The following is a 22424-nucleotide window of genomic DNA, read 5'->3' as shown; positions in this document are numbered from 1 at the left end:
ACACTTACGAGACTGTGTCCACTTCAGCTTGCTTTTGCTCCACCAGCCAATGTTCTATCTCGCGTGGTGCGAAGATCAACGGATCACCAATTTCCGCATCTTCAATATCTCGAAGTTGTTCAGGCAAGATATCAATGATCAACTCGAGATCTTTATGACTATGGATATGGTCTTCGAAGATCCTGACCATCTCGTGGTTATGATCGATATCCCGAGCTTTGGCCGCAGTAGCCAAACCACTTAACAATGTATACCAAGTCGTCATTGGCCCCTGGGTTATCGAGGCAGACTCAGCATCGGAATCAATAAAGGCGAACGGTACTGTCTGCAGCGGATATTCCTTTTTCATTGCCGCAAAGATCCAGTCGGTATCAAAGGAAAAGTCATACACAGAGGGCTTAGCCAAGATATATTGGATAACTTCGCGATCATAGAGCTTGAACGCCGCTTGAGTATCTTTAATATTATTGCTGAAGATAGCGCGTCCAATCATCCGCTGCATGTGGCGCAATGTTTTGATACCTATGCCCCATCGTTCTTCCTGCTTAACCAAAATAGAATCGGGGTGCTTGCGGTTCCCCAGAACCACTTTGGCATCCTCTGAAACATAAGGCTTAAGGAGTAGACCTAGCTGACCTAAATGTACCGAGTTGTCAGCATCGGTATACATCACGCAGTCGGCTTTATCCGCCAGTGCTTGCTGGCAACCCAAGATAATTGCTCCACCTTTTCGGGAATCATCTGCCGACGTAAGATTCTGCAGTGGGCCTTCAGAAGTAGGCAACTCATCAGAAAGGCGCAATACTGACACTTTAGCTTTGTCTGGATGCTCAGCGAGAATTTGATCGGCAATACCTGCACTATTATGTGGGCAACCGTCATCGACTGGATATAGGTGCCAGTCAACGACAGAGCCTTGGGTGATCCAATTGAGCTGATCAATTTTAACCCTTAAGGAGTCCTCTCCATTCGGGTTCAGCGAAGTTTTTTCATTTAAACGGTTATGCTCACCCCACATGGCAAACACCACACCGACTAACAGTGGGCGTTTTAGTTTAAGTACATATCGCTTGGATTCGACTAATTTGACCGCTAAGCGAAACTCAAGGGGGCATTTCTCTGAGGCTGCTAGCTGTTGATAATATTTCGTAGTGATATCTGTTAAGCAATATAAGGTATTGGCAAGTTGTAATAATCGCTTCTGATGCTGAGATTCTGTTAAGTCAAAAACGTCACTTGCGTTGTCAAAAGCTTGCTCAACAATTTTTTCTGATGCTGTCATTGCTTATCCCTCTTGGTTACTCCCTTAAGTACTCACCCACAACGACAACAGGGCTTAAATTAAGCTTAGTAACGGCTATAAGAATGACAAATTTTTTACGCAACCAATTGCATTAAAAGCATGATTTTGAGGTGTTTTATATCACAAAGTTAATATTTGCTCTTGCTGAAATGCAAAATTAACAATTGAAGCCACTAGGTATAGAGAAATCACTGAGAGACAGGCGCGAAACTTCTGCGCTGCAAAGGGGCAACAACATGCTTTTCAGGCTGTTCAAAGTGGCCTGACGGGATAATGATTTGCTCATTTTCCGCATCCTGTCGATTATTCTGGCTTTGCTTTTTCGGTGTAACGAGCTGCTTCAAGTCTTGCTCCTCGTACTCGATTTCTTCAACCGGTGTAACAAGGACTTTATCTTTAGCTTCTTGCGTAATCAGTTCGGAAGCATCCGTTGATGTACCTTCACGCTCTGCTCCCTTTTCTATTTCAGACACCGCCTCAGGCTCAGCGGCTTGCACCGATTTTTGAGGCCCTGAGATAACAATCCCTTTACTCATTACAGGGGCTGTTTGCAATTTAACCTCGACATCAGAGACCACCAAATGGCGACTAACTGATGTTTCAGTGGGAATAGATTCCAGCTTTTCTTTCACAGGGTCGATATCCGGACCGGTGATGTCTGCCATTTGTTTTTCTTCATCGGCGCTTAAGGAAGATTGAACAGGTTGGCCAATAGTTGTATCCCTTTCCGTCGACTCAATTAGCGCACCTGTAGGAATAACATGCTGTTCTTTACTGTATGATGTATTCAAGCCGCTTAATTTTTTGCCGCCTTGTGGCGGTTGATAAGCAGGGCTCACATTCGGTGCTGTCGGCACCGGCTGAATTGTCGCACCTCTTTCTTGGCGGTCAGCCAAGCCCAACTTCGGGCTCTCGAAGCTAAACAGTGATAGCTTTTCATCCCAACTCTGCAGCACAGCCAGCTCATTTTCCCATTCACTATCAATACTCGAGGCTAAATCAGCCACCTGTAACTGGGTCGACAGTAAGGTATTGGCATGCTCGTAACGACGGTGAAGCTTCTTTTTCATTTGCTTCCAGTTCGTCCCGCCGGTCATTAGATAACGGGTACTGTCGGCCCAGTATTGATAAGCCATGGCATCATTGGCTTTGTCTGCCGATATTGCCGCCAACGCTTCCGATAACCCGGCATACTGCCACATTCGCTTACGTCCTAACTTGGCTTCCGAGCTCAAAAACAAAATACTCAACCGATGCCACTGCTCCGAAGCCTGTTGGTAACGCCCAGCATTCACCAAATGGTTAGCCTTGGTGTAATAAGCCAATTCTACATCCACCGCAGAAGCTATCCCCTTCAACGGCAATAGAGCAATAACGCAAAAGACTATCGATAACAGATAAACCCTTTTCATCGGAATGTCTCCACCAAGCATTTTTGAGGGTGGTAAAAACGAGAGTCGAATTGGACATCGCGGTATTCACGAGCTTTCGATGGCTGGTACAACTTCCCATTGGCTTTATACAACAAGGCTTCAAGCACCCCGGCGTTGGTTTGCAAGGAAATACTCTTCTCGTAGCTACTGGTCAGTTCATAGCGCCCTTCATACCAGCCGCGCTCTGGGTCGTATAACTCACGTACTAGCGTCAACAAACGTTCGGTATAATCGGTTTTCCATAGCACCCACATTTGAAAGGCGACCCGGGTAGACACCAAGGCTTTTTCATCATGATCACTGCCGTCTTCTGCTACCGTGATCCATGGTGTACCCAGTGCATAGATACTGTCGTAAACAAAATAAGGCTCCCCTGTGACAACATGCTCACCACGCGCAGTGTAGATACGATCCACATCCCAGCGTGACTCTTGGATGCGGTATACCGAATCAGCCATTGCAGCCAAGACATCGTTGGTATGTTTCGAGTCTGACGAGTAGCGATCGTCAATGTCATCCCAGTTAAACTCAAGCCCCAGCAGCAGATAAGGCGTACTATAAACAGGACGAAGGACATCGTAGTCTCGCGGGTCACGACCATCAAATAACAGATCAATCCCGTTTATTGTGACCACTTCGTAGGGATCAAGCATCATGGCTTTTTCCGGGACAATCTGCCAATCAAGATAGCCATAGGCAGTATACTCTTCGATGCCCAAGCGCCCTTCTTTATAGCGATAAACATTACCGTTATTAATCGCACCGCCATATAGTTCACCGTCTTCCGTCACTAACTCACAGAAGTTCCAGCGCAAGACAGCCTTATCGACATACTCGGAAAACTCAGGATTACGCTGTTTGACCATTGCCAATGCGATCAGCAAACGCCCAACATCAATCGAAGACCAGCCCAGTTCTCCGGGTTGATTGGCGTAATCCACCATCATCCCAGTCCCCGTGCTATAGACCTTATTGGGGACACCGGTCAGGCCAAGTGGCATTTTATTGAGGAAGGAAAGCACCAACGTCAAGCGTTCATCGTGCTCTTTGCTGGTAATAAACTCAAATTCACGGGCTGCCATCAGCGCAATCAGATAGTCAGCTAGGTTTGACAAATTAGTTGTCGGATAATTATCAAGCGCATTCACCAACCCCGTAGTGAGGTTGGTGTTGTTTTCAACATAGGTCCAGGCAATTTGCGCCCATTCAAGCTCCTGCTCGGTCAACGAGCCATACCGTCCCTGGCGCAGCACCTGCGACTCGTTAACCGACGTTATCCCCCCTTGAACACCTTGATAGACTACTCCACAAGATGTCAGGCAGAATAAACTGGCTGCAATCACCGTATTTCTCAACATCTATATCCTTACTACGGCTATTTGAGCTTGCTATTGAAAGCCCCTCTGCGAGGCAGACACTGCCCCTCATAGCCAAATGGTGATTCAAGCGCTTTTTCCCACAGGCTTGGTGCAACATTGTCTTTATAGGTAAGCAACTTACCCTGTTGTTTATAAAGTAGGATCTCCAAAGTGATACCGTTGTTGTTCGAGGTGAAGGTATTGATCAGGCCGGTGCCATTTTCAAATATCCCCTCATAAAAGCCTTTTTCACGGTCATACAAATGTGAAACATGGTCAAACAACAAATCGGTATATTCGGTATCCCAAAGCACCCACATTCCCATCGCACCCTTGATGGCTACTGCAGAGTACTGAGGAAGATACTCACCCACTTCCGAAATGGTATTCCAAGCGAAGCCATCGGTATAAATGGTGTCATACACAAAGTAAGGAGGGCCTGCTAACTGGTGCTCAGTTCGCGCAGTAATAATACCGGTTTGCTTATAGCGCTCCTCCTGAACACGGTAAATCTGCAAGGCAAATTCCGCAATCCAATCATTAGAGTAGTTATAATCATGGCCCGAGCGGTCATCCGCTAAATCCCACCCTAATTCGATACCATCCAAAACATAACTTTCGGTAACCACATAGCTGTGCGCTTTCAGTTTTCGAGGGTCACGGGTGTCGTATGGAACATCGTAGCCATAGAGGTTAATGGTGCTATACGGCTCTGGCATTGCTGCCTGGGTAGTATTAAAGCCCCATAGCTCAAACCCTTTAGCAGCATACTCTTCGTAGCCCAAGCGTCCTTCCTGCAAGTATTGAACAGGTTTGTCTTTCTCAAGAAGCGCCCCGAACATGGTGCCATTTTCATCAATCACGTTACAGAAATTCCAACGTAATATCGCTGAGTCGATACTGGTCGCATACTCAGGGTAGCGGTGCTTGATGATATGAAGCCAAATCAACAAACGGCCAAGGTCGAGCGCCGAATATCCAATCTCGCCAGGCTGGTTACCGTAGTCCACTTTAGCAGCGGTCTGAGTATTATATGCCTTGTTGGGCAGCTCATTCATGAACAAATCAAGCGTATTCAAGGTCGTCAAAATACGAATAAGACGGCGGTTAAACTCCTCTTTTTCGATGATCCCTAATTCATATGCGCTTACCATGCCCGCCATATAGGACGCAGCATCCCACCATGTCACTGAGGGGTAGTTATTTACCGCATTCACCAGCCCCGTTGATTCCTGGTAGTTATTTTCAAAATACTTCCAGGCAATGCGGGCCATATCCATTTCTTGTTCAGTCAGTTGCCCCTGACGAGGTTTGGGAATCGTCCAGTGACTCTTCCTATCCACCACATCATCCGAAAAACTGCTGTATTTGTTACCGCAACCGGTAGCCAAAACCCCTAAAAGGCCAACAATGATATAACGCATACGATACTCCCTATCATAGTTGCGGTTTACTTCACGCCCACACTCAGTAAGGCTCCATTTTCGATGTAAGCAAGCGATTCCAAAACAATCCCGTTGGTGTTTGCCGTAATTGCTTTATTCACACGGCCATCGACTTCATAACGGCCTGAATACCAGCCTTTCTCTTCCGAGAATAATTCTTTTGCATCTTCAATTAGCAACTCAGTGTATGGCGTGTCATACAAGGCATACCAACCAAATGCTGCTTTGGTAGACAGTGTTTTAAGGTGAGAGGCATCCTCGCCTTGGTCTGTGATCGCATTCCACTCTTTGCCATCAGAGAATACGGTGTTGTAAACAAAGTAAGGCGCTTCATCGACGTTATCTTCACTGACCGCCGTTAAAATGCCTGTCCGGTCAAATCGGTTTTCCTGCGCTTTATACACGCGGTGGGCAAAGATCTTCGACACACTGTCCGCACCAAACTCCAAGCTATCCAGGATGTAGGACTCACTGACCACATAGTTATGGGCATGGTATTTAGCCGGGTCACGCAAATCGGTTGGGATATCAACACCGTCGATATTACGCAGCTCCAGGTAGTCGATATATTTCATCGCATTAAACACGTCACGGCCCATAAGGGACATCGCTTTAGAGGCATATTCCTCATAACCGATACGCCCTTCCTGAACCAGTTCCATCACTGTTCCGTCATCTTGCTGCGGTCGGGAACCGTACAGGTAGCCGTCTTTGATCATGACACCGACATCCCAGTGATTGAGTACCGCATTGACCTGGGTGTTAAAGTGCGGGTACTGCCACACCAAAATATTCAGCGGTACTAAAATTCGGCCAATATCAATGGCTGACCAACCAATTCCGTTTTCAACCGGTCGGTTTTGGTAATCCACCATTTCTACGGTTTGGGTGTTGTATGCCTTGTTAGGCAGCTTGCCATCAATCAGCGGCAGGCGAGCAAGCGTGTTCAGCGCTTTCTCCATTCGTAGCTCAAACTTATTCTTACTGATAATATTGAGTTTTTCTGCTGCCAGTAAGCCCATAAGGTAAGAAGCGGTATCCCACATGGTAGTGGAAGGATAACCGTCTACCGAGTTTACCAGCCCGGTATTTTCCTGATAGTTATTTTCAAAGTAGACCCACGCGGTGTTTGCCCACTCATACTCCTCTTCAGTCAGTACTCGGCTAGCACGTACTGGGATTTCTTCTTCAGCTTCAAAGGTAATGTTTCCAAGAACATGACCTTGATCACGGGTCTCGATACTAAAAGCGATCACCAGAGCAGTAAGAAGGCCAAATAGAAACACGATATGATGCCGTGCATTCACGAGTGCTTGCTTAAATTCCATATTCTAATTCCTCAGATTCCTGTTCCTGCTTCTTATCTGCTGGTGGCGGCGTCCAATAGGCGGCAGCAATCATCCCCCACATCGCCATCATATTGTTAATTGTCCAAAAACTATTGAATATCAATCCGCCCAAAGAATAACTACCGAACATGCCAGTAAAGTAACTAAACCACGCGAAGCACATGCTAAATAGGCTCAGGCCAAAGACCAGCTTTTGCGGTATGACCAAGTGACCAAAGGTGCCGTCCTGACGTTCTTTGGGTGTGGCTGGGAAACTAATCTTCCGTCCGCGTAATACCGTCCAAAGCGCCCGCATGTTGACCGGGAAGAAGGACAGAAAGTTGGTTTTACCTTTATACCCTGCGACGCCCCATGTACCGACCATCATGGCGAGCTCTGCCGTCAGTACGAACGGTATGAAGTGCAAGTAGAAAGTGACGTCATAGGCACTCACCGGCGCAATGCTGGTCAGGAAGTAAATGATCGGACAAGTTAAGAAAATAATGTTCCATATAGCTGACAAGTTTGACCAGAAGCTGGCACCGTACATCATCTTCTGCTTAAGGTTCATCCCTTTCCTGAACAACGGGTTATCGTTCATGAAAATATCAATAGAACCACCGGAGTACTTGAAACGCTGGACTGTCCAGGTCTGTAGATCCTGCGGTGACAGCATCTTACTTTCGACTTCTGGGTGCTGAACCGAACGCCAATTCCTTTCGGTATCAGAGTGAAGAACTATCGAGGTATATATATCTTCCGATACGTGGAACTTATAAGGCGTAAACTCAGTGTCGAAAATGATCTCTTGGCGCAGGTTATCAGACACATCCCGATCCACCGTTTTCTCTTTGGTGATCTTTCTGATTTGCTTCTCGATCTCTTTATGTTCTTTACTGATCTGCTCACTGTAACTACGCAATGCTGCTTCCATAACCGCTTCACGGCGGTGGATAGAGCCCGCACCGCAACAGAAAGAGGCATTCACCCAGTTGCGGCGACGCTGAATCACGTCATAGAACATCTGCGGATCATTCACATACGGATCTTCACCGATTTTAACCGGTCCATAAAGTTTCTCTACGCCACGGCCTATCGGTGCTGCCCAATTACCCAGTTTGCGCTGTAACCAATTTGGGAGGCGCTCGCCCTCCGGTAAGTCAAAGAACCATTGCGGAGTTTGAACCCAAGCAACATCCGGATCACGGAAGTAGCCCATGGTGTGCTCAAGAATAGTGGGGAACGGACGGGTATCGGCATCACAAATAACGATGAAGTCACCGTAAGTCTGCTCCAAGGCATTACGCAGATTACCCGCCTTAAAACCGATATTACTCTCACGGGTAATGTACTCGACGCCCATCTCATCAGCGAGCGCCTTCATTGACGGGCGCTTACCATCATCAAGAATAAATATCTTGATATCGATGTCATAGGGATAACGGATCTTCTGGGCATCTTCGATACTCAACCTGACCAACTCCGGCTCTTCATCATAGCTCGGGAAGAACACATCAATACTGATTGGCCTTGTTTCACTGGCTTCAGGACTATCTTCCGCAACGCATTCATTGATGGTATGCGGCGGGGCCTTCTTCGGCTCATCCTTGGTCTTCCACAAATTGAAAGTAAAGAGCACTGAACCGATAAAGGCGCAGGACTCTGCAAAAACAAGCGGAAAAGAAAACCACATGGCGTCGTAGTTCAGCGCATAGGTCCAGCGCCACCACAGATACCAAATACCCAAAGTGAGATTACAGGTGGCAAGGTACTGGTAGAGCAGTTCTCTCGACATGCTATAAGGCACCGGCTCTGGTGGCTTACGATGTTCGAATTCCTTGAAATAAAAATCCATGAGCTCTCACTCCGGTTAATAATGATTAAAGTAAGCGTGATGCACGGCAATCAAACCAATCAGACTGGCGTTGTAATCAATAGCGAACTCATTGACTGCATACGACTTCTCGCTATCTATATAACTCAGCATCCCCATATTTTTCGGTGCGACTCCAGCTTGCGCCATTTCATTCGGCCCACCGACTAGGTAGCCAGGTAAACTGACCCCTGTTGCAATTCGGTACAGGTGATGAAGATTACGTACCGAATAGGTGCCACTGTTAGTGACAAAACTCATATCGAAGGCATTGGCTCCCAACAGGTAGTCAATTTGCGACTGAACCGAGGCACGGTTTTCTAAGCGCCCTTTGGCAAAATCTGCCCATGCAATCAAAATACCCGCTTCCGCCGTCATCTTGTTCGAGCCCCAGATGAAACGCTGATTAGCCACCCTAAAGGGCGATTGCTGCGCCTGTTGGATATAACGGTTGGCTACCTGATCCAAGTCGTTGACTAGTTGATCTCTAAACTCACCTTTGTCCTCTGCAAGAATTAGGTGCCAAACACCCATTGCGGCAGGGTTTTTCCATTCGAAAATATCGATCCATTGCGGGTCGTAGTTTTCTTGGAAGGCTGCTTTAAATTTGTCTTGGCCTGTCGTGATATACAGCTCAGCATAAGCCCAAAGCCTGTCATCCACATCGGTATCCAGTGATGCTTCCGAATCAAACTTATTCTTCATGTATGGGCCGGAACCACTGTCATCCCCTTCTTTCCAATCGATATATTGCTCGTCTTGGCCCGAAAGATAGTTAATTGCATGGATCGCTGCACTGAGGTACTGTCGAGATAAATCAGCATCATAAGGTTTGGTAATCCGAGCGGCAAAGGCCATTGTCGCAGCGAATTTAGCGGTTTCAGGCGTACTAACGCCATAAATAAAGCGGGTTTGGTTATCCTGCCAAGGACCAATTTTAGCCGGCCAACTAGCACCTGATACCTTACGATACACAGCACCGTCTTCGCGCTGCATTTTCAAAAGCCAGTCCAGTGCATAGATGGACTCATCAATAATGGCTGGCTTATCGCTACCCGGTAATTTGGTCTGTGAATATAACTGGGGGGCCTGTCGATAGGCTTCAAGTAACCTAGCAACGGTTATAGTTGTGGTCGCCACATACTTACCAAAATCGCCGGCGTCATACCAACCACCGACAACATCCAACTGGGTGCCGGCCTTATGGAATGCATCTGAACGGAAGAGTTGGCCATCCAGCATATGGCTTTCTGGGCGGTTCATCCCTGTAGAAATGTCTTGCACCGCCATGCCTGAACGCTGTAGATAGAGTGCGTGAACCAAGCGCTCATTAAGCGGAAGGTAGGCATCGGCACCAATTTGAAAAGGCACAGATTGGCCACTGCCAGTCACCAATTGATACCAACCCGAACGGTTTACCTGCGAAAAATCAACCGCAGTTACCTTGCGTTCATCAGGCAAGATGACCTCGTCTGAACGTTCCAGTTTGGCAATGACACGACCATCTGCGACAGATATTAATTGCACGTCATTGGCCTGCTCTGCCAATACATAGGCAAACTTATCCCCTGCCGGTAGGTACCCTGACTGGTTTACCATTATATCTGCGCTCTGTGCCGAGAAGGCAACCGTTGCTCCCATGATATAACTAAGCACCTTTGTCATAATCTAGCCTTCCAAATCCTGCGCAAGATAGCGGTTAATACTCACTGTTTCGCCCTTGTTATCCCTAAGCTCCAACGTCAAATAAGAAGCCAAGCCGTTTATAGGCTGCTGATTTGCAACCTTAACCAACGAATTAGCAGCAATGTTAAGCCCTTCGAATTTCCAGCTCTGTTGGTTATAGCTGTTAGTCACCACCAAAGAGGCATCATTAAAACTGATGAGAGAGTCATTAATCACGCTCAACGTCAGCGAGGGTTGCAAGGCTGTCAGGTCAGCTTGTGCAATAGCCAATACTGGCTGATATGACTCCTTCAAGGCGTCATAACCCGGCTTAGGTACCCTATCGACATCCATCACCGACCAAGTCACTGACGGCCAGCTATCGACAAACATGAATTGATAAATAGCAGCGACCCCATCTCCTTTATTCAACCTTAGATGTTCAGCTGCAAATTTGGTCACTAGCCTTTGATATTCTTGGGAATTATTCCAAAACTGTGACAGGGATTCACCTTGTTGAATATGGGCAATATTGAGTGTTTCATGATGCTGGTAATTGTGATAGCCAAGCGTGTTTAAAACATCATCATTCAATGGCCACTCAACTTGCCCCTGAGTAATAGTTTCCATCAGCTCCCAGCTAGGCATTGCTTGAGCACCGAACTCACTCACAATCATTGATGGCTGGTAAGTGCGGTAATCCTTATATGAGCCCGAATACCAACCTAACCAAGGATGCTCATGGGTATAGGAGGCTTTGCGCACAATCCTTCTATCATTAGCCGCTAACAGAGCCTGATAAACATTCTCCGATAACTGCTTATTTTGGGAGGGTTGATAAGATGGGTACTTATACTTCATCCAAGTCGCATCCCATGGCGGCTCGTTGTGGCCAGACCAAAAGGCAATAGAAGGATGGTTGAACAATAAGTCTGTCATTGCGCTGGCTTGGCGAGCTGCTTCAAGGGCAAAGCTCGCTGAGTCACTGTAGCCCCACTGCAAAGGGAAATCCTGCCATACCACCATGCCAGCCTTGTCAGCCAGTTCATAAAAAGCCTTCCCGGCCACATGCGCATGGACACGGACACTGTTGACGTTGGCGTTTTTCATCAAGTCGAAATCTTGCTGATATTGAGCGGGAGTTACTTCACCCAGCCATTGGCTAGCAATGTAATTGGTGCCCCTGATGAAATAAGGTTTACCGTTAACAAGAAATTGTTTGTTTTCGCTGTCAAGGGTCATTTCCCTAAAACCAATAGCCACCGTTTTCTGATCCGTCAGCTGGCCTTCTATTGATACTGAAACAGTAAGGTCATATAAAGCTGGCTCCCCCCAGTCCCAAGGCCACCATAGCTGACGGGCTGCTTGAGGGATGGATAACTCAAGATTGTTTTGACCGGCTTTAATATCCTCTTCAACAAGAAACGTCTCAGCATCACTACTTCCATGGCGTTGCAGTACCATTTCAATGGTTGCCTCTACCTCTCGATTGGAGTCAACCGCTAGCTCTATCTCTGCAGAGGTGATCTGCTTGCCGATGTGGTTTACCCGAGGGCGCACTTTAAGTGTTTCTAGTGCAACAGGGCCTGTTTGTCTCAGCGTAACATCGCCCCAGATCCCCCCAGAGTTCCAGTCTTGTCCTTTGTCTGACCAAGCACCACCAGGGCGAGTGTCATGATGATTAAGTACGCCTTTAACGAGCGTTTTATGTAATGACCAATCCTCAACATGTTTCTCGTTGGGGCTATTCACCCAGACGTTCAGGGTATTTTCGCCGGAATTAACAAGACCCGTTATTTCTGTTTGATGTGGAACAAAATAACCAGTCTGACTTGAAACGTATTTTCCGTTAACAGTAACTGCCGATTCGTAATCAACACCATCAAACTCAAGCCAATATCGGCTTAAGTGATTCACGCTATCCAGTTCAAATTTCCGATCGTAATAAGCGGCGCCCGCATAATTGATGCCTGACGTTTTCCAATGACCAGGCACAGCAACATTATACTGCCCTATCCATTGGTCGTTTTCATCAATTATCTCTAGGCGCCAGTTTCCATTTAATGACTGCTTATTAACAAACCAATCATTATTTCCCGAAAATGAAGCACACGAAGATAATGAGAATAACGTCATAAGTAATATTATTCTCATATTTCCCTTTATTTAAATGGTTATTCAGCGCGTTTTAAAATTTTAAAGGTGTTTTTATTTCCACTTTGAATATATTCAAGATTGTCAGTAAGCTGCACAACAATAATGAATCCTCTTCCCGATGTCGTCCATGTTTCTGGATCATCTGGATCTGGCTCAATAAACTCACCGTTAACCGCACGGTTAAACTCTTCCTTGCTCATTGATTTGCCATAATCTGACACTTCAAAGACCAACTCGTTATTGGAGTTAAAAAAACATGAACACTCTATCGGTAATTCATCTGAATACTGATAGGCATGCTCATACGCATTATTCACCACTTCCACAAGACAGAGCTCAACTTGCTCAATGACGTCCTGTGAAACTTGGTTACTTCGCAAGTATTCCTGCATATCTTCAGCAATATCACGCGATACATCTGGAGAACTACTGTACTGCTTACTAAACCTCTCAGTGACTATATCCATTGGTAAGCCCTTACCTATTTAGTTAAGAATTTCTTCCTCATCATTAGATACAGAGGGAATATAAGTAGAAATACTGCCCAAGGAGCCCATCATTGGCTGAACTTGGCGTCGATCGTTGAGGATATTCACCGCCTTAAGCTCACTTAACGACTGGGTATAACCATCATGACTAATGAAGTAATCGCCAAATACTGTTTTTTCTTCCACGAAAGCAGATGAAGCGACATGGATATATTCACTAACCAAACTTTGTTTAATGACAGCCCCTGACTCGACCTTACTGTTGGCACCAATAACAACAGGCCCCTCAATAGTCGCACCGGGTTGAATTTCACAGCCGCTGCTAACAATAACGGGAGGGGTAATATCACAGCTATCAATGTCAAAAACCGTATTAATCCCCACCCAAATACCAGGTTTCACTTGCGTACCCGGAATGGGATAGCCAGGGACTTTTCCTTTCATGATATCGCTGGTAACCGTCCAGATATCACTGATATTTCCGACATCCAACCATTGGAAATCCATGCTGGTCGCATAGAAATCAACGTTATTCTCAACAAGCTTAGGAAATAGCTCGCTACCAATATCGTACTCCTGCTCAGCGGGGATATAGTCAAAAATAGCGGGCTCGAAAATATAAATACCGGTATTAATTTGGGTCGACAGCGCTTCCTCCATCGCGGGCTTCTCTTGGAAACTCGTGACTTTGCCGTAGCTATCAGTAACAACTACGCCGTACTTTGACACTTCTTCCAAAGCCACATCGCGGGTCACTATGGTGGCAATACCACCATTTTTCTTATGGCGGCGTACCGCTTCAGTCAAATCCAAATCAATCCAAGCATCACCACACACCACGACGAAGGTTTCATCAAAAAAGCCCGAAAAATCTTGGATTTTCCGCATACCACCTGCAGAGCCCAGCGCTTTACTGACAAAGTTACCATCAACAATTTCGCCTTCGTAGGAGAATGAAAGCTGTACATTGAAATGATGGCCATCGCCAAAATAATTCTCGATAACCTCAGCCAAATGGCTGGTATTGACCACGATCTTATCAATACCATGTGATGCAAACAGCTGGATCATGGATTCCATCACGGGCTTACCCAAAATAGGAATCATTGGTTTGGGAATTATTTGGGTAATCGGCCTAACTCGTGTTCCTTTCCCTGCGGCGAGGATCATTCCTTTCATGCCATACTCCTTTATGCCATGGTTGCGACAGCATCTTCGATTGTGTCAAAGCTGGTGATCAGCTTATCCATACGGGTTAATTTAAGTAACTCTTTAACTGCACGCTGCGGATTCACTACACTGATTTTCTTACCACGAAGCATCTTATAAACAGCCATTACAGCACCTAGGCCGCTGCTATCCATAAAACGGACTTCCGATAAATCAAGCACTAAATGACTACCAATACCCGACGATAGTTTCTCAACTTCTTCCCGGAAACTTGGTGCTAACTTCGCATCAAAGCGCTCTTCTTTTATTTGAAGAATTGTGCATTGACCTTGGTTGATAGTTTCATATTGCATAGCTGCTCCCTTTCTGGATTGCCTTTCCATTCAACAACAAGCACGCTGACGTCATCATCAAACTGTTCAGCCTGCTGCCAATCTCTTACATTGTTTACTAACAACTCTGTTTGTAACGTGGTCGGCTGATCTTTCAAATCAACAACCGTTTTCCGGAAACCCTCTTCCGAAAACATTTCACTTCCTTTCTCTGCCTCTGTAATTCCATCCGAATACATCCACACTTTGTCGCCTGGCTCCAACTGGATAAATGATGTTTCGTATTCAACGAAATCAAAGGCCCCAACGACAAAGCTTTCCTGACCAATAAACTCAGCCTCTCCCTCCTTAGAGCGCAACCATACCAATGGTGGGTGGCCAGCAATGGAGAAAGCCATTTTTCCTGTTTTAATATTCAGAACGGCGTATACCATGGTGAAATAGAGCAAGTTCTGATCATCACTGAGGTACTGCTCATTAAGTCGTTTAAGCACCTCATGAGGAGGGGTGATTCGGTAATATGGCGGCTCTTCAAGCGCTGTTTTTACAATCGAACCATGGCCAGAGCTAACAGCGATGCTTTGCTGCACCGAAAACGATAACAAGGCAGAGGAAACACCGTGTCCCGCAACATCCAGCAAATAAATAGCCACATGCTCCTCATCGAGGTTCATGTAACCGAGCATGTCACCACCTATTTGCGCACTAGGAATAGAGACATAGCTCAGCTCTACGCCTGACATTGTCTTTTCTGTCGGCAGCAAACGTTTGAGCAACTCTCCTGCTGATTCCAAGTCCTTTTTCATTGTTGCGTAGGCACTGTCCAACGCTTCATTCTTGGTCGTGATTTCATTATGCAGCGCCAATGTTCGGAAACCTGCCTGAATACGGGCAACCAATTCATCGACATGGGTATCTTTCACCACGAAGTCATCGGCACCGGCATTGATCCCGCTGACAATAGATTCTTTGTCGTCTTTACCAGACAGCAGCATGAAAAACAGGTAACGGCCATAATCTGCTGATTTCACCCTAGAGCACAGTTCAATACCGTCCATTTCCGGCATCATCCAGTCGCTGAGGACAAATTGAATGTCCGGACGCTCCTGTAGCACCTGCAATGCATGCATACCATCGCTAGCCGTAATCACATCAAAGCCACGCTTGGATAGCACTTTTTCCATAAATAGAAGCATGGTTCTGTTATCGTCAACCAGTAAGATTTTCTTCATCGAATCACCTGCAAACCATGCCACCCAAGCATAAACACATTGTTGCGCAACAATTTTTTTTTCGTCAACCGATATGCAATCACTTTTATGTACAACTACATTCTAGTAAGGTTTATTAGACACAACAAAAAATTGTTCTTTTTCTGTTTGTTACCTCAAAAAATTACTTTCAGTTGATTTACTTTGCATGTGAAAGCAGCCACTACTAGTGATTGTTTGCACTCTGGCACACAAGGATGATGGGCTTGCGCGGTTTCAGTTTTATTATTTTTCCTCTATTAATCGCTATGCCTAGCATGGCTGATGAGTACATGAGTGAAACACGCAAACATGCCCCAGGCCCCTCTTCTCCATCTTTAACTCCAGCCAGCAAGATCCCCAACTTTGAAGCGGATGAAGAAGAGACGGAAGCCGATTTGATTTGGAAAGGGGTCTCCAGCTCCTTTCATTTTCCTTTCGAGGAGTGGGATGAGAATAAAGACAAATCATTTTTACACGGGTTAAGCGGCAACCTTGGATTTGGCTACCCGCTACTCGAAACGCCAGCAGCCAATATTCCAGCCAACGCGACCAATGGGCCGTCCAATACAAACATGACTACGACCCTGTCACTCAAATACACCATTTTAGGCAACTGGTTTGTGTCTGGTACCCTCTATTACTACTGGGATGCTGATCAGCAACAGCCTTGGAACCCTGACTTCACCTATGTATTTGGCTACAGCGACTGGCGTCCTTATACCTTTAGCCTGATGTATGCCAACTATGGCGGTAACCGATTTAAAGCCACTGATGAGCAGCCTGTTACCAATTTCAATCAAGGTACCTGGTCACTGGGATGGAAATTTCCCGTCGTCGACCCGGTAAAAAGCTGGCTGACCTTTACCGATGAAGGGGCTATTGGTTGCCAAATTGATTTCAACTACACACCGGAATACTTCGACCTCGCCACCACGTCGTATATGACAGGCCACAAAACCCTCAGCCTCGGCTGCAAGTACTCCATTTTTGGTAACTGGTATGTCAACGGCACCGCTTTCTATTACTTCGACACCTCGCAAAAACAGCCCTGGAACCCTGATTACACCTACGGCTTTGGTTACTTTGACTGGCGTCCTGGCACTATCACCATTCAGTACAATAACTACTCCGGAAACCGCTGGAATTCTTCTGATCGCGCAGAAGGCACTGGGCGCTTTAAAGATGGTTCTATCACTATCGCCTACTCTTTTTCTTTCTAAATCACATTTCGCAATCTGCAGCTGCAGAATGCAAAAATCCATATAGCAATGCCTATAAATCCGTCTATTCTTGATGTTACATCAGCATATAAACACAAATGCATAACATTTTACTTTAGTTGATCATGATGATTATTTTAAAAACAGATAGTTAGCATCATTGAATTTCTGCAGCACGATCATATAAAACGAATTGGCATGCATCGTGCTGTATAACCAGTAGCAAATAACGAAATACCAATACTGAAATATCAATACCGAGTTACCAATATTCACAGTGAGGTCAATATGGAAGGGACTAAGTACGACGACAAAGTAACCGGAACAGAGAACGACGATAGCATCGATGTACTCTCTGGTAGCGATGAAGTGGAAGCAAAAGGCGGTGACGACTTTGTTGTTGGTGGTGAAGGTAGCGATAAGCTGGCTGGTAACGAAGGTTCAGACACCATTTTCGGTGATGTTCAGTATGGCGAGGAACCTCCTGCGGATCCCGCCCCCGATGATAATTGGGGCAACGCCCAGTCGGTGTATCAATATACCGCTTCAGAAGAGCCCGAAGAAGCAATCACCCACAGTGTGCGATTAGGTAACTACCTGGTTGATAATACTGGCTCAATCAACGCTAAATTTACCACTAGCCAAGCCTATGATGCTGTGTTCGTCCAGCTTGTTGACAGTAACGGTAATGTTGTAGACAAGGTTCCCGCCACCGTTACTGAAAGCGGTGAAATTGTACTTGAGTATACCTACAGCAGCGACAAGTTTAGCTCGGACGAATTGATTTCGTTTGAACTTGTCGATCCTGATGGTAACCCTATTTCAGATATTGATTCGGTCGAGGTCATCGCTAACAACATTTATGACGACACCATTTACGGTGGTAGTGGCGATGATACCCTTTTCGGCCAGCAAGGCTCTGACACCATTTACGGTGGCGAAGGTAATGATTTCCTCGATGGTGATATCAACGACGATACCCTCCATGGTGGTACTGGTGATGATGTCCTGATCGGCGGTAATGGTGACGATGTCCTTTACGGTGACGAAGGCAACGACACCCTACTCGGCAGTGATGGTGACGACACTTTATATGGTGGAGATGGCGACGATACCCTACTCGGCGAGCTGGGTGATGACACCATCGAAGGTGGCGCTGGAGCCGACATCCTTATTGGTGACGATGGTAACGATACCCTCTCTGGCGGTACTGGCGACGACAAACTATTTGGTGGTTTAGGCGATGACGTACTGGCAGGCGGTGAAGGCAAAGATGAAATTCACGGTGATGCTGGGGTAGATAATATTACCGGTGGCGCGGGCGAAGACTTCATCATGGGCGGTGCCGGAGACGACATCATCGATGGTGGTGCCGACAATGATCTTATCCTCGGTGGTGATGATAACGACACCCTAACCGGCGGCGAAGGCAATGACCAGCTCTTCGGTGAATTCGGTAACGATAATGTCGATGGCGGCTTGGGAGATGATGAAGTCTACGGCGGTATCGGTAACGACGTCCTTGTCGGAGGCGAAGGCCATGACAAGTTGTTTGGTGGCGAGGGCAATGATGTTCTCGACGGCGGAGCAGGTAGCGATAGCCTTCATGCCAACGAAGGTGATGACATCATCAAAGCGGGTGCGGGCGATGACTTCGTTTATGCCGGTGAAGGTAACGATGTTATCGATGGCGGCGAAGGTAACGATACTATTTTTGGTGAAACGGGGAATAACCAAGTCACAGCAGGTACCGGTGATGATACCGTTTATACCGACGCAGGCAATGATACGATTGATACTGGTGACGGCCACGATACCGTTTACGCAGGTGCTGGTGATAATGTGATCAGCACAGGCGCTGACAACGACACCGTCTATGCCGAAGACGGCGCAGACAAGATTGACGCAGGCGAAGGCCATAACATTGTTTACGCCGGAGATGGTGACAATACCGTCACGGCTGGTAGCGGTGATGATGACATCTTCTCTGGTGCTGGCATCGATAATATTCAGGCTGGCGCTGGCAATGACGAGGTCTTTACTGGTGCGGGCAATGACACCATCAACGCAGGCACGGGTAGTGACAAAGTCTACGCTGGAGAAGGTGACGATGCCATCGAAGGCGTTAGCGGCAACAACGAACTATTTGGCGAAGCCGGTAATGACACTATCAACGCAGGCCTCAATGCCTCGACCCTCTACGGTGGTCAGGGCGAAGATACGCTGACGGGCTCCGATGAGAATGACTACCTCCATGGCGGTGAAGACAACGATGTACTCATCGGCAACAAAGGTAACGATACCCTCGAAGGTGCCGCAGGCAATGATGAACTGTCAGGCGGAGAAGGTAATGACATCCTGCTGGCAGGTACCGGTGATGACAAAGTATCCGGCGGAACCGGTGACGATACTTTAGTAGGCGGAACGGGTAATGACACATTGCTTGGTGAAGAAGGTAAGGACATTCTTGTCGGTGGTGCAGGCGATGATGTCCTCGACGGTGGTATCGGTGTCTCAGAGCTTTACGGTGATGACGGTGACGATACCCTACTCAGTGCTGACGACAATGACTTGCTCAGTGGCGGTGCTGGTAATGACACCATTACCTCCAACGCAGGTAACGATACCGTGTTCGCCGGTACAGGTAACGATGTGATAGACACAGGAACCGGCGATGACACTGTATTTGGCGATGCCGGGCAGAACACCATCACCACAGGTGAAGGCGCAGATATTGTCTACGGCGGTATCAATGAAGACGATATTAACACTGGTGAAGGCAACGATACGGTCTACGGTCAATCAGGCGCCAACATTATCAATACCGGAGAAGGCAACGATACCGTCTACGGGGGTATTGACGCTGACAACATCACAACAGGTACTGGCGATGACCAGATCTTCGCGGGGTCTGGCGCTGATACCATCAGTTCAGGGACAGGCATCGACCATATCGATGCGGGTGCGGGCAATGATGTTATCGATGCAGGCGATGGCGATGATACTGTCTTCGGCGGTGCGGGTAATGACACCCTGATTGGCGGTGCCGGCGCTGACTACCTCGCCGGTGGTGACGGTGACGATACCATTACGGATGACGGCACCGATACCGTATTGGGCGAAGGCGGCAACGATACCCTGACCGCAGCAACCGGGGGTAGCCACCAGATTTACGGTGGCGAAGGAGACGATACCCTGATTGGTAGCGAAGCGAGCGATACCCTTTATGGTGGTGCAGACAACGATACCATCACAGGCGGTGGTGGTGATGACATCCTATACGCAGGTGAAGGCAACGACCAAATTGACGCAGGTGAAGGTGATGACACCGTATACGGCGAAAATGGTAATAACACTATTGCCTTAGGCGAAGGGACCAACACGCTGTTCGGTGGTGCGGACAACGATACTGCAACCGCAGGCAGCGGAAACGACACCATGTATGGTGCGGCGGGTAATGACAATTTATCCGGCGGTGCCGGTGACGACCTTCTCGAAGGTGGTGAGGGCAAAGATATCCTATCCGGCGGTGAAGGCGTTGATACCCTGGTTGGTGGCGCTGGAAATGACCAAATCAGTGGTGGCCTAGGTAATGACAAACTGTTTGCCGGTGAAGGTGATGATACCTTGTCAGGCGGCGAAGGTGACGACGAGCTTCACGGCACAGCAGGAACCAATACCCTTTCAGGCGGCGCTGGTGAAGATACCATCTACGGGGGGACCGGAAACGACACCGTCGATGGCGGCGATGGCGACGATAAAATTGAAACCTTTGCTGGCGATGACAATATCCAAGGTAATACCGGTAACGACACTATTGATGCCGGAGAAGGCAATAACATTATCGACGGCGGCGAAGGTGACGATGTGATTGTTGCAGGTGACGGCAATAACACGATCAATGAGATCTCCGGTGGTGATGACACTATCACCCTAGGCAATGGTAACAACACGGTAAATGCTGGTGCAGGTGCCGATGCCATTAAGACGGGCTCAGGCCATGATGTCATTGATGGCGGCCTGGGCAATGACACCATTAATGCCGGTGATGGCCACAACCAAATCACTGCGGGTGACGGGAATGACAATATCACTTCCGGCAGCGACAACGACCAAATCGATGGTGGTGAGGGTGACGACACCATCAACGCTGGTGAGGGTGACAATACGGTTGTCGGCGGCCTTGGCAACGACAGCATGACCTCAGGCGTTGGAGTCGATACGCTTGAAGGAGGAGAAGGTAACGATACCCTCAAAGCTGGCAGTGGCGATGATGTATTAAAAGGCGGCATCGGTAACGACAAGCTTTATGGAGAGTCCGGCAACGATAGTCTTGAAGGCGGCGAAGGCAACGATTCCATGTATGGCGGTTCAGGCAATGACTTGCTGCGCGGGGAAGCCGGAAACGACTTTATGAAAGGCGATAGCGGTGACGATACCCTGTACGGTGGCGAAGGTGACGACCATCTTAGAGGCGGAGGTAACAACGATACCCTGTTCGGTGAAGCTGGAAACGATACTCTAGACGGTGATGGCGGTAACGACACGCTATTCGGTGCCGAAGGTGACGACAAGCTCATCGGTAACGGTGGCGACGATACCCTTTCTGGCGGTGAAGGTAATGACACCCTACAGGGTGGCAGCAATAATGATAACCTGGATGGTGGTATCGGTAATGACAACCTTGATGGAGGCAGTGGCGACGACCTCCTGTTTGGTCAAGAAGGAAATGATATCCTAGATGGCGGTACAGGCCTTGACCAACTTTACGGTGGCACAGGCAACGATATTCTGGTGTTTGATAAAGATGATATCGACAACACCGACGGTGTCAGTGTCCACTTCAGCGGTGGTGACGGCTTCGATATGCTACAAGTCGGCAGCGCTGGTGACGGTCAGATCATCGATATGACAGCGACGGCTTACCAAGAGCTAGAAGCCGTTGTCATTGATGCCACTGATGCTGAACTGAAAGTCGGCCTAGACAAGATCCTTGCCAATAACACAGCAGACGACGCCAGTAATGGCCAGTTTGTCTGTACCGGTGCGGGTAAGCTAGACCTAGAAGGCTATGGCTGGGAAATGGCTACTGAAGCCCCAGAAATGTCAGCTGATTTACGCGCGGCCTACGAAGCCAGCAACATCGATACAACCTCACTTCAGGGCTATACCTTCTCTAACAGTGAAGGTAAAGAAGTCACTATCTGGAGTGATAATGAAAGCGATGACATCAGCTTTAATGGCTCCGAGCTCTAAGCCTTTGGCCTTAGGCTTAGTTTGAGTTGTTTCTTAAGCTTAAACCCCGGTTTTACCGGGGTTTATTTTTACTGACAATCAATAGATTCCATCTTCAATACATGTTCGCTACACTACCCAGCCGCTCTTCAATACGATGGAAC

14 protein-coding genes are annotated in these 22424 nt (G+C 47.4%); 2 read left to right on the top strand and 12 right to left on the bottom strand.

The annotated features are described in order from the left end of the window. Positions 1-4 precede the first annotated feature (4 nt). The 12 genes from ACXAD4_RS07230 to ACXAD4_RS07175 all read right to left on the bottom strand — a co-directional run bounded on the left by ACXAD4_RS07230 (position 5) and on the right by ACXAD4_RS07175 (position 15784). Positions 5-1282, bottom strand: coding sequence for a glycosyltransferase (locus ACXAD4_RS07230; RefSeq protein WP_475240092.1), 1278 nt, complete (start codon positions 1280-1282; stop codon positions 5-7). Positions 1283-1491: 209 nt separating this feature from the next. Continuing rightward, positions 1492-2715, bottom strand: a complete 1224-nt coding sequence (locus tag ACXAD4_RS07225; RefSeq protein WP_475240090.1) for a hypothetical protein — start codon at positions 2713-2715, stop codon at positions 1492-1494. Next, the gene (locus ACXAD4_RS07220) at positions 2712-4094 is read right to left on the bottom strand and encodes a DUF3131 domain-containing protein (RefSeq protein ID WP_475240088.1); all 1383 of its coding nucleotides are present in this window, start codon (positions 4092-4094) and stop codon (positions 2712-2714) included. Before ACXAD4_RS07220 ends, ACXAD4_RS07225 begins: the two co-directional genes overlap by 4 nt. 17 nt (positions 4095-4111) lie before the next feature. After that, entirely contained in the window at positions 4112-5518 is a 1407-nt protein-coding gene (locus tag ACXAD4_RS07215; RefSeq protein ID WP_475240086.1) for a DUF3131 domain-containing protein, read from the bottom strand. 26 nt (positions 5519-5544) lie between these two features. Beyond that, positions 5545-6867, bottom strand: a complete 1323-nt coding sequence (locus ACXAD4_RS07210) for a DUF3131 domain-containing protein (protein ID WP_475240083.1) — start codon at positions 6865-6867, stop codon at positions 5545-5547. Beyond that, positions 6857-8722 (bottom strand): glycosyltransferase family 2 protein, encoded by a 1866-nt coding sequence (locus ACXAD4_RS07205; RefSeq protein ID WP_475240081.1) that lies wholly within the window; start codon positions 8720-8722, stop codon positions 6857-6859. The genes ACXAD4_RS07210 and ACXAD4_RS07205 overlap by 11 nt, the downstream gene beginning before the upstream one ends. A 15-nt stretch (positions 8723-8737) precedes the next feature. Then, positions 8738-10405, bottom strand: coding sequence for a glycoside hydrolase family 9 protein (locus tag ACXAD4_RS07200; protein ID WP_475240078.1), 1668 nt, complete (start codon positions 10403-10405; stop codon positions 8738-8740). 3 nt (positions 10406-10408) lie between these two features. Beyond that, on the bottom strand, positions 10409-12541 hold the full coding sequence (locus ACXAD4_RS07195; protein ID WP_475240076.1) for a glycoside hydrolase family 2 protein: 2133 nt from the start codon (positions 12539-12541) through the stop codon (positions 10409-10411). Between the two features lie 38 nt (positions 12542-12579). Next, positions 12580-13029: an ATP-binding protein gene (locus ACXAD4_RS07190; RefSeq protein ID WP_475240075.1), complete on the bottom strand. Its 450-nt coding sequence runs from the start codon at positions 13027-13029 to the stop codon at positions 12580-12582. Positions 13030-13047: 18 nt separating this feature from the next. Continuing rightward, positions 13048-14229, bottom strand: coding sequence for a nucleotidyltransferase family protein (locus ACXAD4_RS07185; RefSeq protein ID WP_475240073.1), 1182 nt, complete (start codon positions 14227-14229; stop codon positions 13048-13050). Positions 14230-14240: 11 nt separating this feature from the next. Continuing rightward, positions 14241-14573: an STAS domain-containing protein gene (locus tag ACXAD4_RS07180; RefSeq protein WP_475240071.1), complete on the bottom strand. Its 333-nt coding sequence runs from the start codon at positions 14571-14573 to the stop codon at positions 14241-14243. Further along, positions 14525-15784: a PP2C family protein-serine/threonine phosphatase gene (locus ACXAD4_RS07175; protein WP_475240068.1), complete on the bottom strand. Its 1260-nt coding sequence runs from the start codon at positions 15782-15784 to the stop codon at positions 14525-14527. Before ACXAD4_RS07175 ends, ACXAD4_RS07180 begins: the two co-directional genes overlap by 49 nt. A gap of 311 nt (positions 15785-16095) precedes the next feature. Between ACXAD4_RS07175 and ACXAD4_RS07170 the strand changes: the two genes are divergently transcribed. Both ACXAD4_RS07170 and ACXAD4_RS07165 read left to right on the top strand, forming a co-directional pair. Beyond that, on the top strand, positions 16096-17025 hold the full coding sequence (locus ACXAD4_RS07170) for a hypothetical protein (RefSeq protein ID WP_475240066.1): 930 nt from the start codon (positions 16096-16098) through the stop codon (positions 17023-17025). Positions 17026-17313: 288 nt separating this feature from the next. Then, positions 17314-22281, top strand: coding sequence for a beta strand repeat-containing protein (locus tag ACXAD4_RS07165; RefSeq protein WP_475240064.1), 4968 nt, complete (start codon positions 17314-17316; stop codon positions 22279-22281). Positions 22282-22424 lie beyond the last annotated feature (143 nt).

Source organism: Photobacterium sp. AWH4_225, from assembly GCF_056158405.1.
This window is presented reverse-complemented; position numbering and strand designations above follow the sequence as displayed.

Excerpts from the sequence above, each read along its gene's own strand:
- ACXAD4_RS07180 (WP_475240071.1), bottom strand. The coding sequence starts at position 14,573 with ATGCAATATGAAACTATCAACCAAGGTCAATGCACAATTCTTCAAATA.
- ACXAD4_RS07185 (WP_475240073.1), bottom strand. The coding sequence starts at position 14,229 with ATGAAAGGAATGATCCTCGCCGCAGGGAAAGGAACACGAGTTAGGCCG.
- ACXAD4_RS07205 (WP_475240081.1), bottom strand. The coding sequence starts at position 8,722 with ATGGATTTTTATTTCAAGGAATTCGAACATCGTAAGCCACCAGAGCCG.
- ACXAD4_RS07215 (WP_475240086.1), bottom strand. The coding sequence starts at position 5,518 with ATGCGTTATATCATTGTTGGCCTTTTAGGGGTTTTGGCTACCGGTTGC.
- ACXAD4_RS07195 (WP_475240076.1), bottom strand. The coding sequence starts at position 12,541 with ATGACGTTATTCTCATTATCTTCGTGTGCTTCATTTTCGGGAAATAAT.
- ACXAD4_RS07210 (WP_475240083.1), bottom strand. The coding sequence starts at position 6,867 with ATGGAATTTAAGCAAGCACTCGTGAATGCACGGCATCATATCGTGTTT.
- ACXAD4_RS07200 (WP_475240078.1), bottom strand. The coding sequence starts at position 10,405 with ATGACAAAGGTGCTTAGTTATATCATGGGAGCAACGGTTGCCTTCTCG.
- ACXAD4_RS07220 (WP_475240088.1), bottom strand. The coding sequence starts at position 4,094 with ATGTTGAGAAATACGGTGATTGCAGCCAGTTTATTCTGCCTGACATCT.
- ACXAD4_RS07170 (WP_475240066.1), top strand. The coding sequence starts at position 16,096 with ATGAGTGAAACACGCAAACATGCCCCAGGCCCCTCTTCTCCATCTTTA.
- ACXAD4_RS07230 (WP_475240092.1), bottom strand. The coding sequence starts at position 1,282 with ATGACAGCATCAGAAAAAATTGTTGAGCAAGCTTTTGACAACGCAAGT.
- ACXAD4_RS07225 (WP_475240090.1), bottom strand. The coding sequence starts at position 2,715 with ATGAAAAGGGTTTATCTGTTATCGATAGTCTTTTGCGTTATTGCTCTA.
- ACXAD4_RS07175 (WP_475240068.1), bottom strand. The coding sequence starts at position 15,784 with ATGAAGAAAATCTTACTGGTTGACGATAACAGAACCATGCTTCTATTT.
- ACXAD4_RS07190 (WP_475240075.1), bottom strand. The coding sequence starts at position 13,029 with ATGGATATAGTCACTGAGAGGTTTAGTAAGCAGTACAGTAGTTCTCCA.
- ACXAD4_RS07165 (WP_475240064.1), top strand. The coding sequence starts at position 17,314 with ATGGAAGGGACTAAGTACGACGACAAAGTAACCGGAACAGAGAACGAC.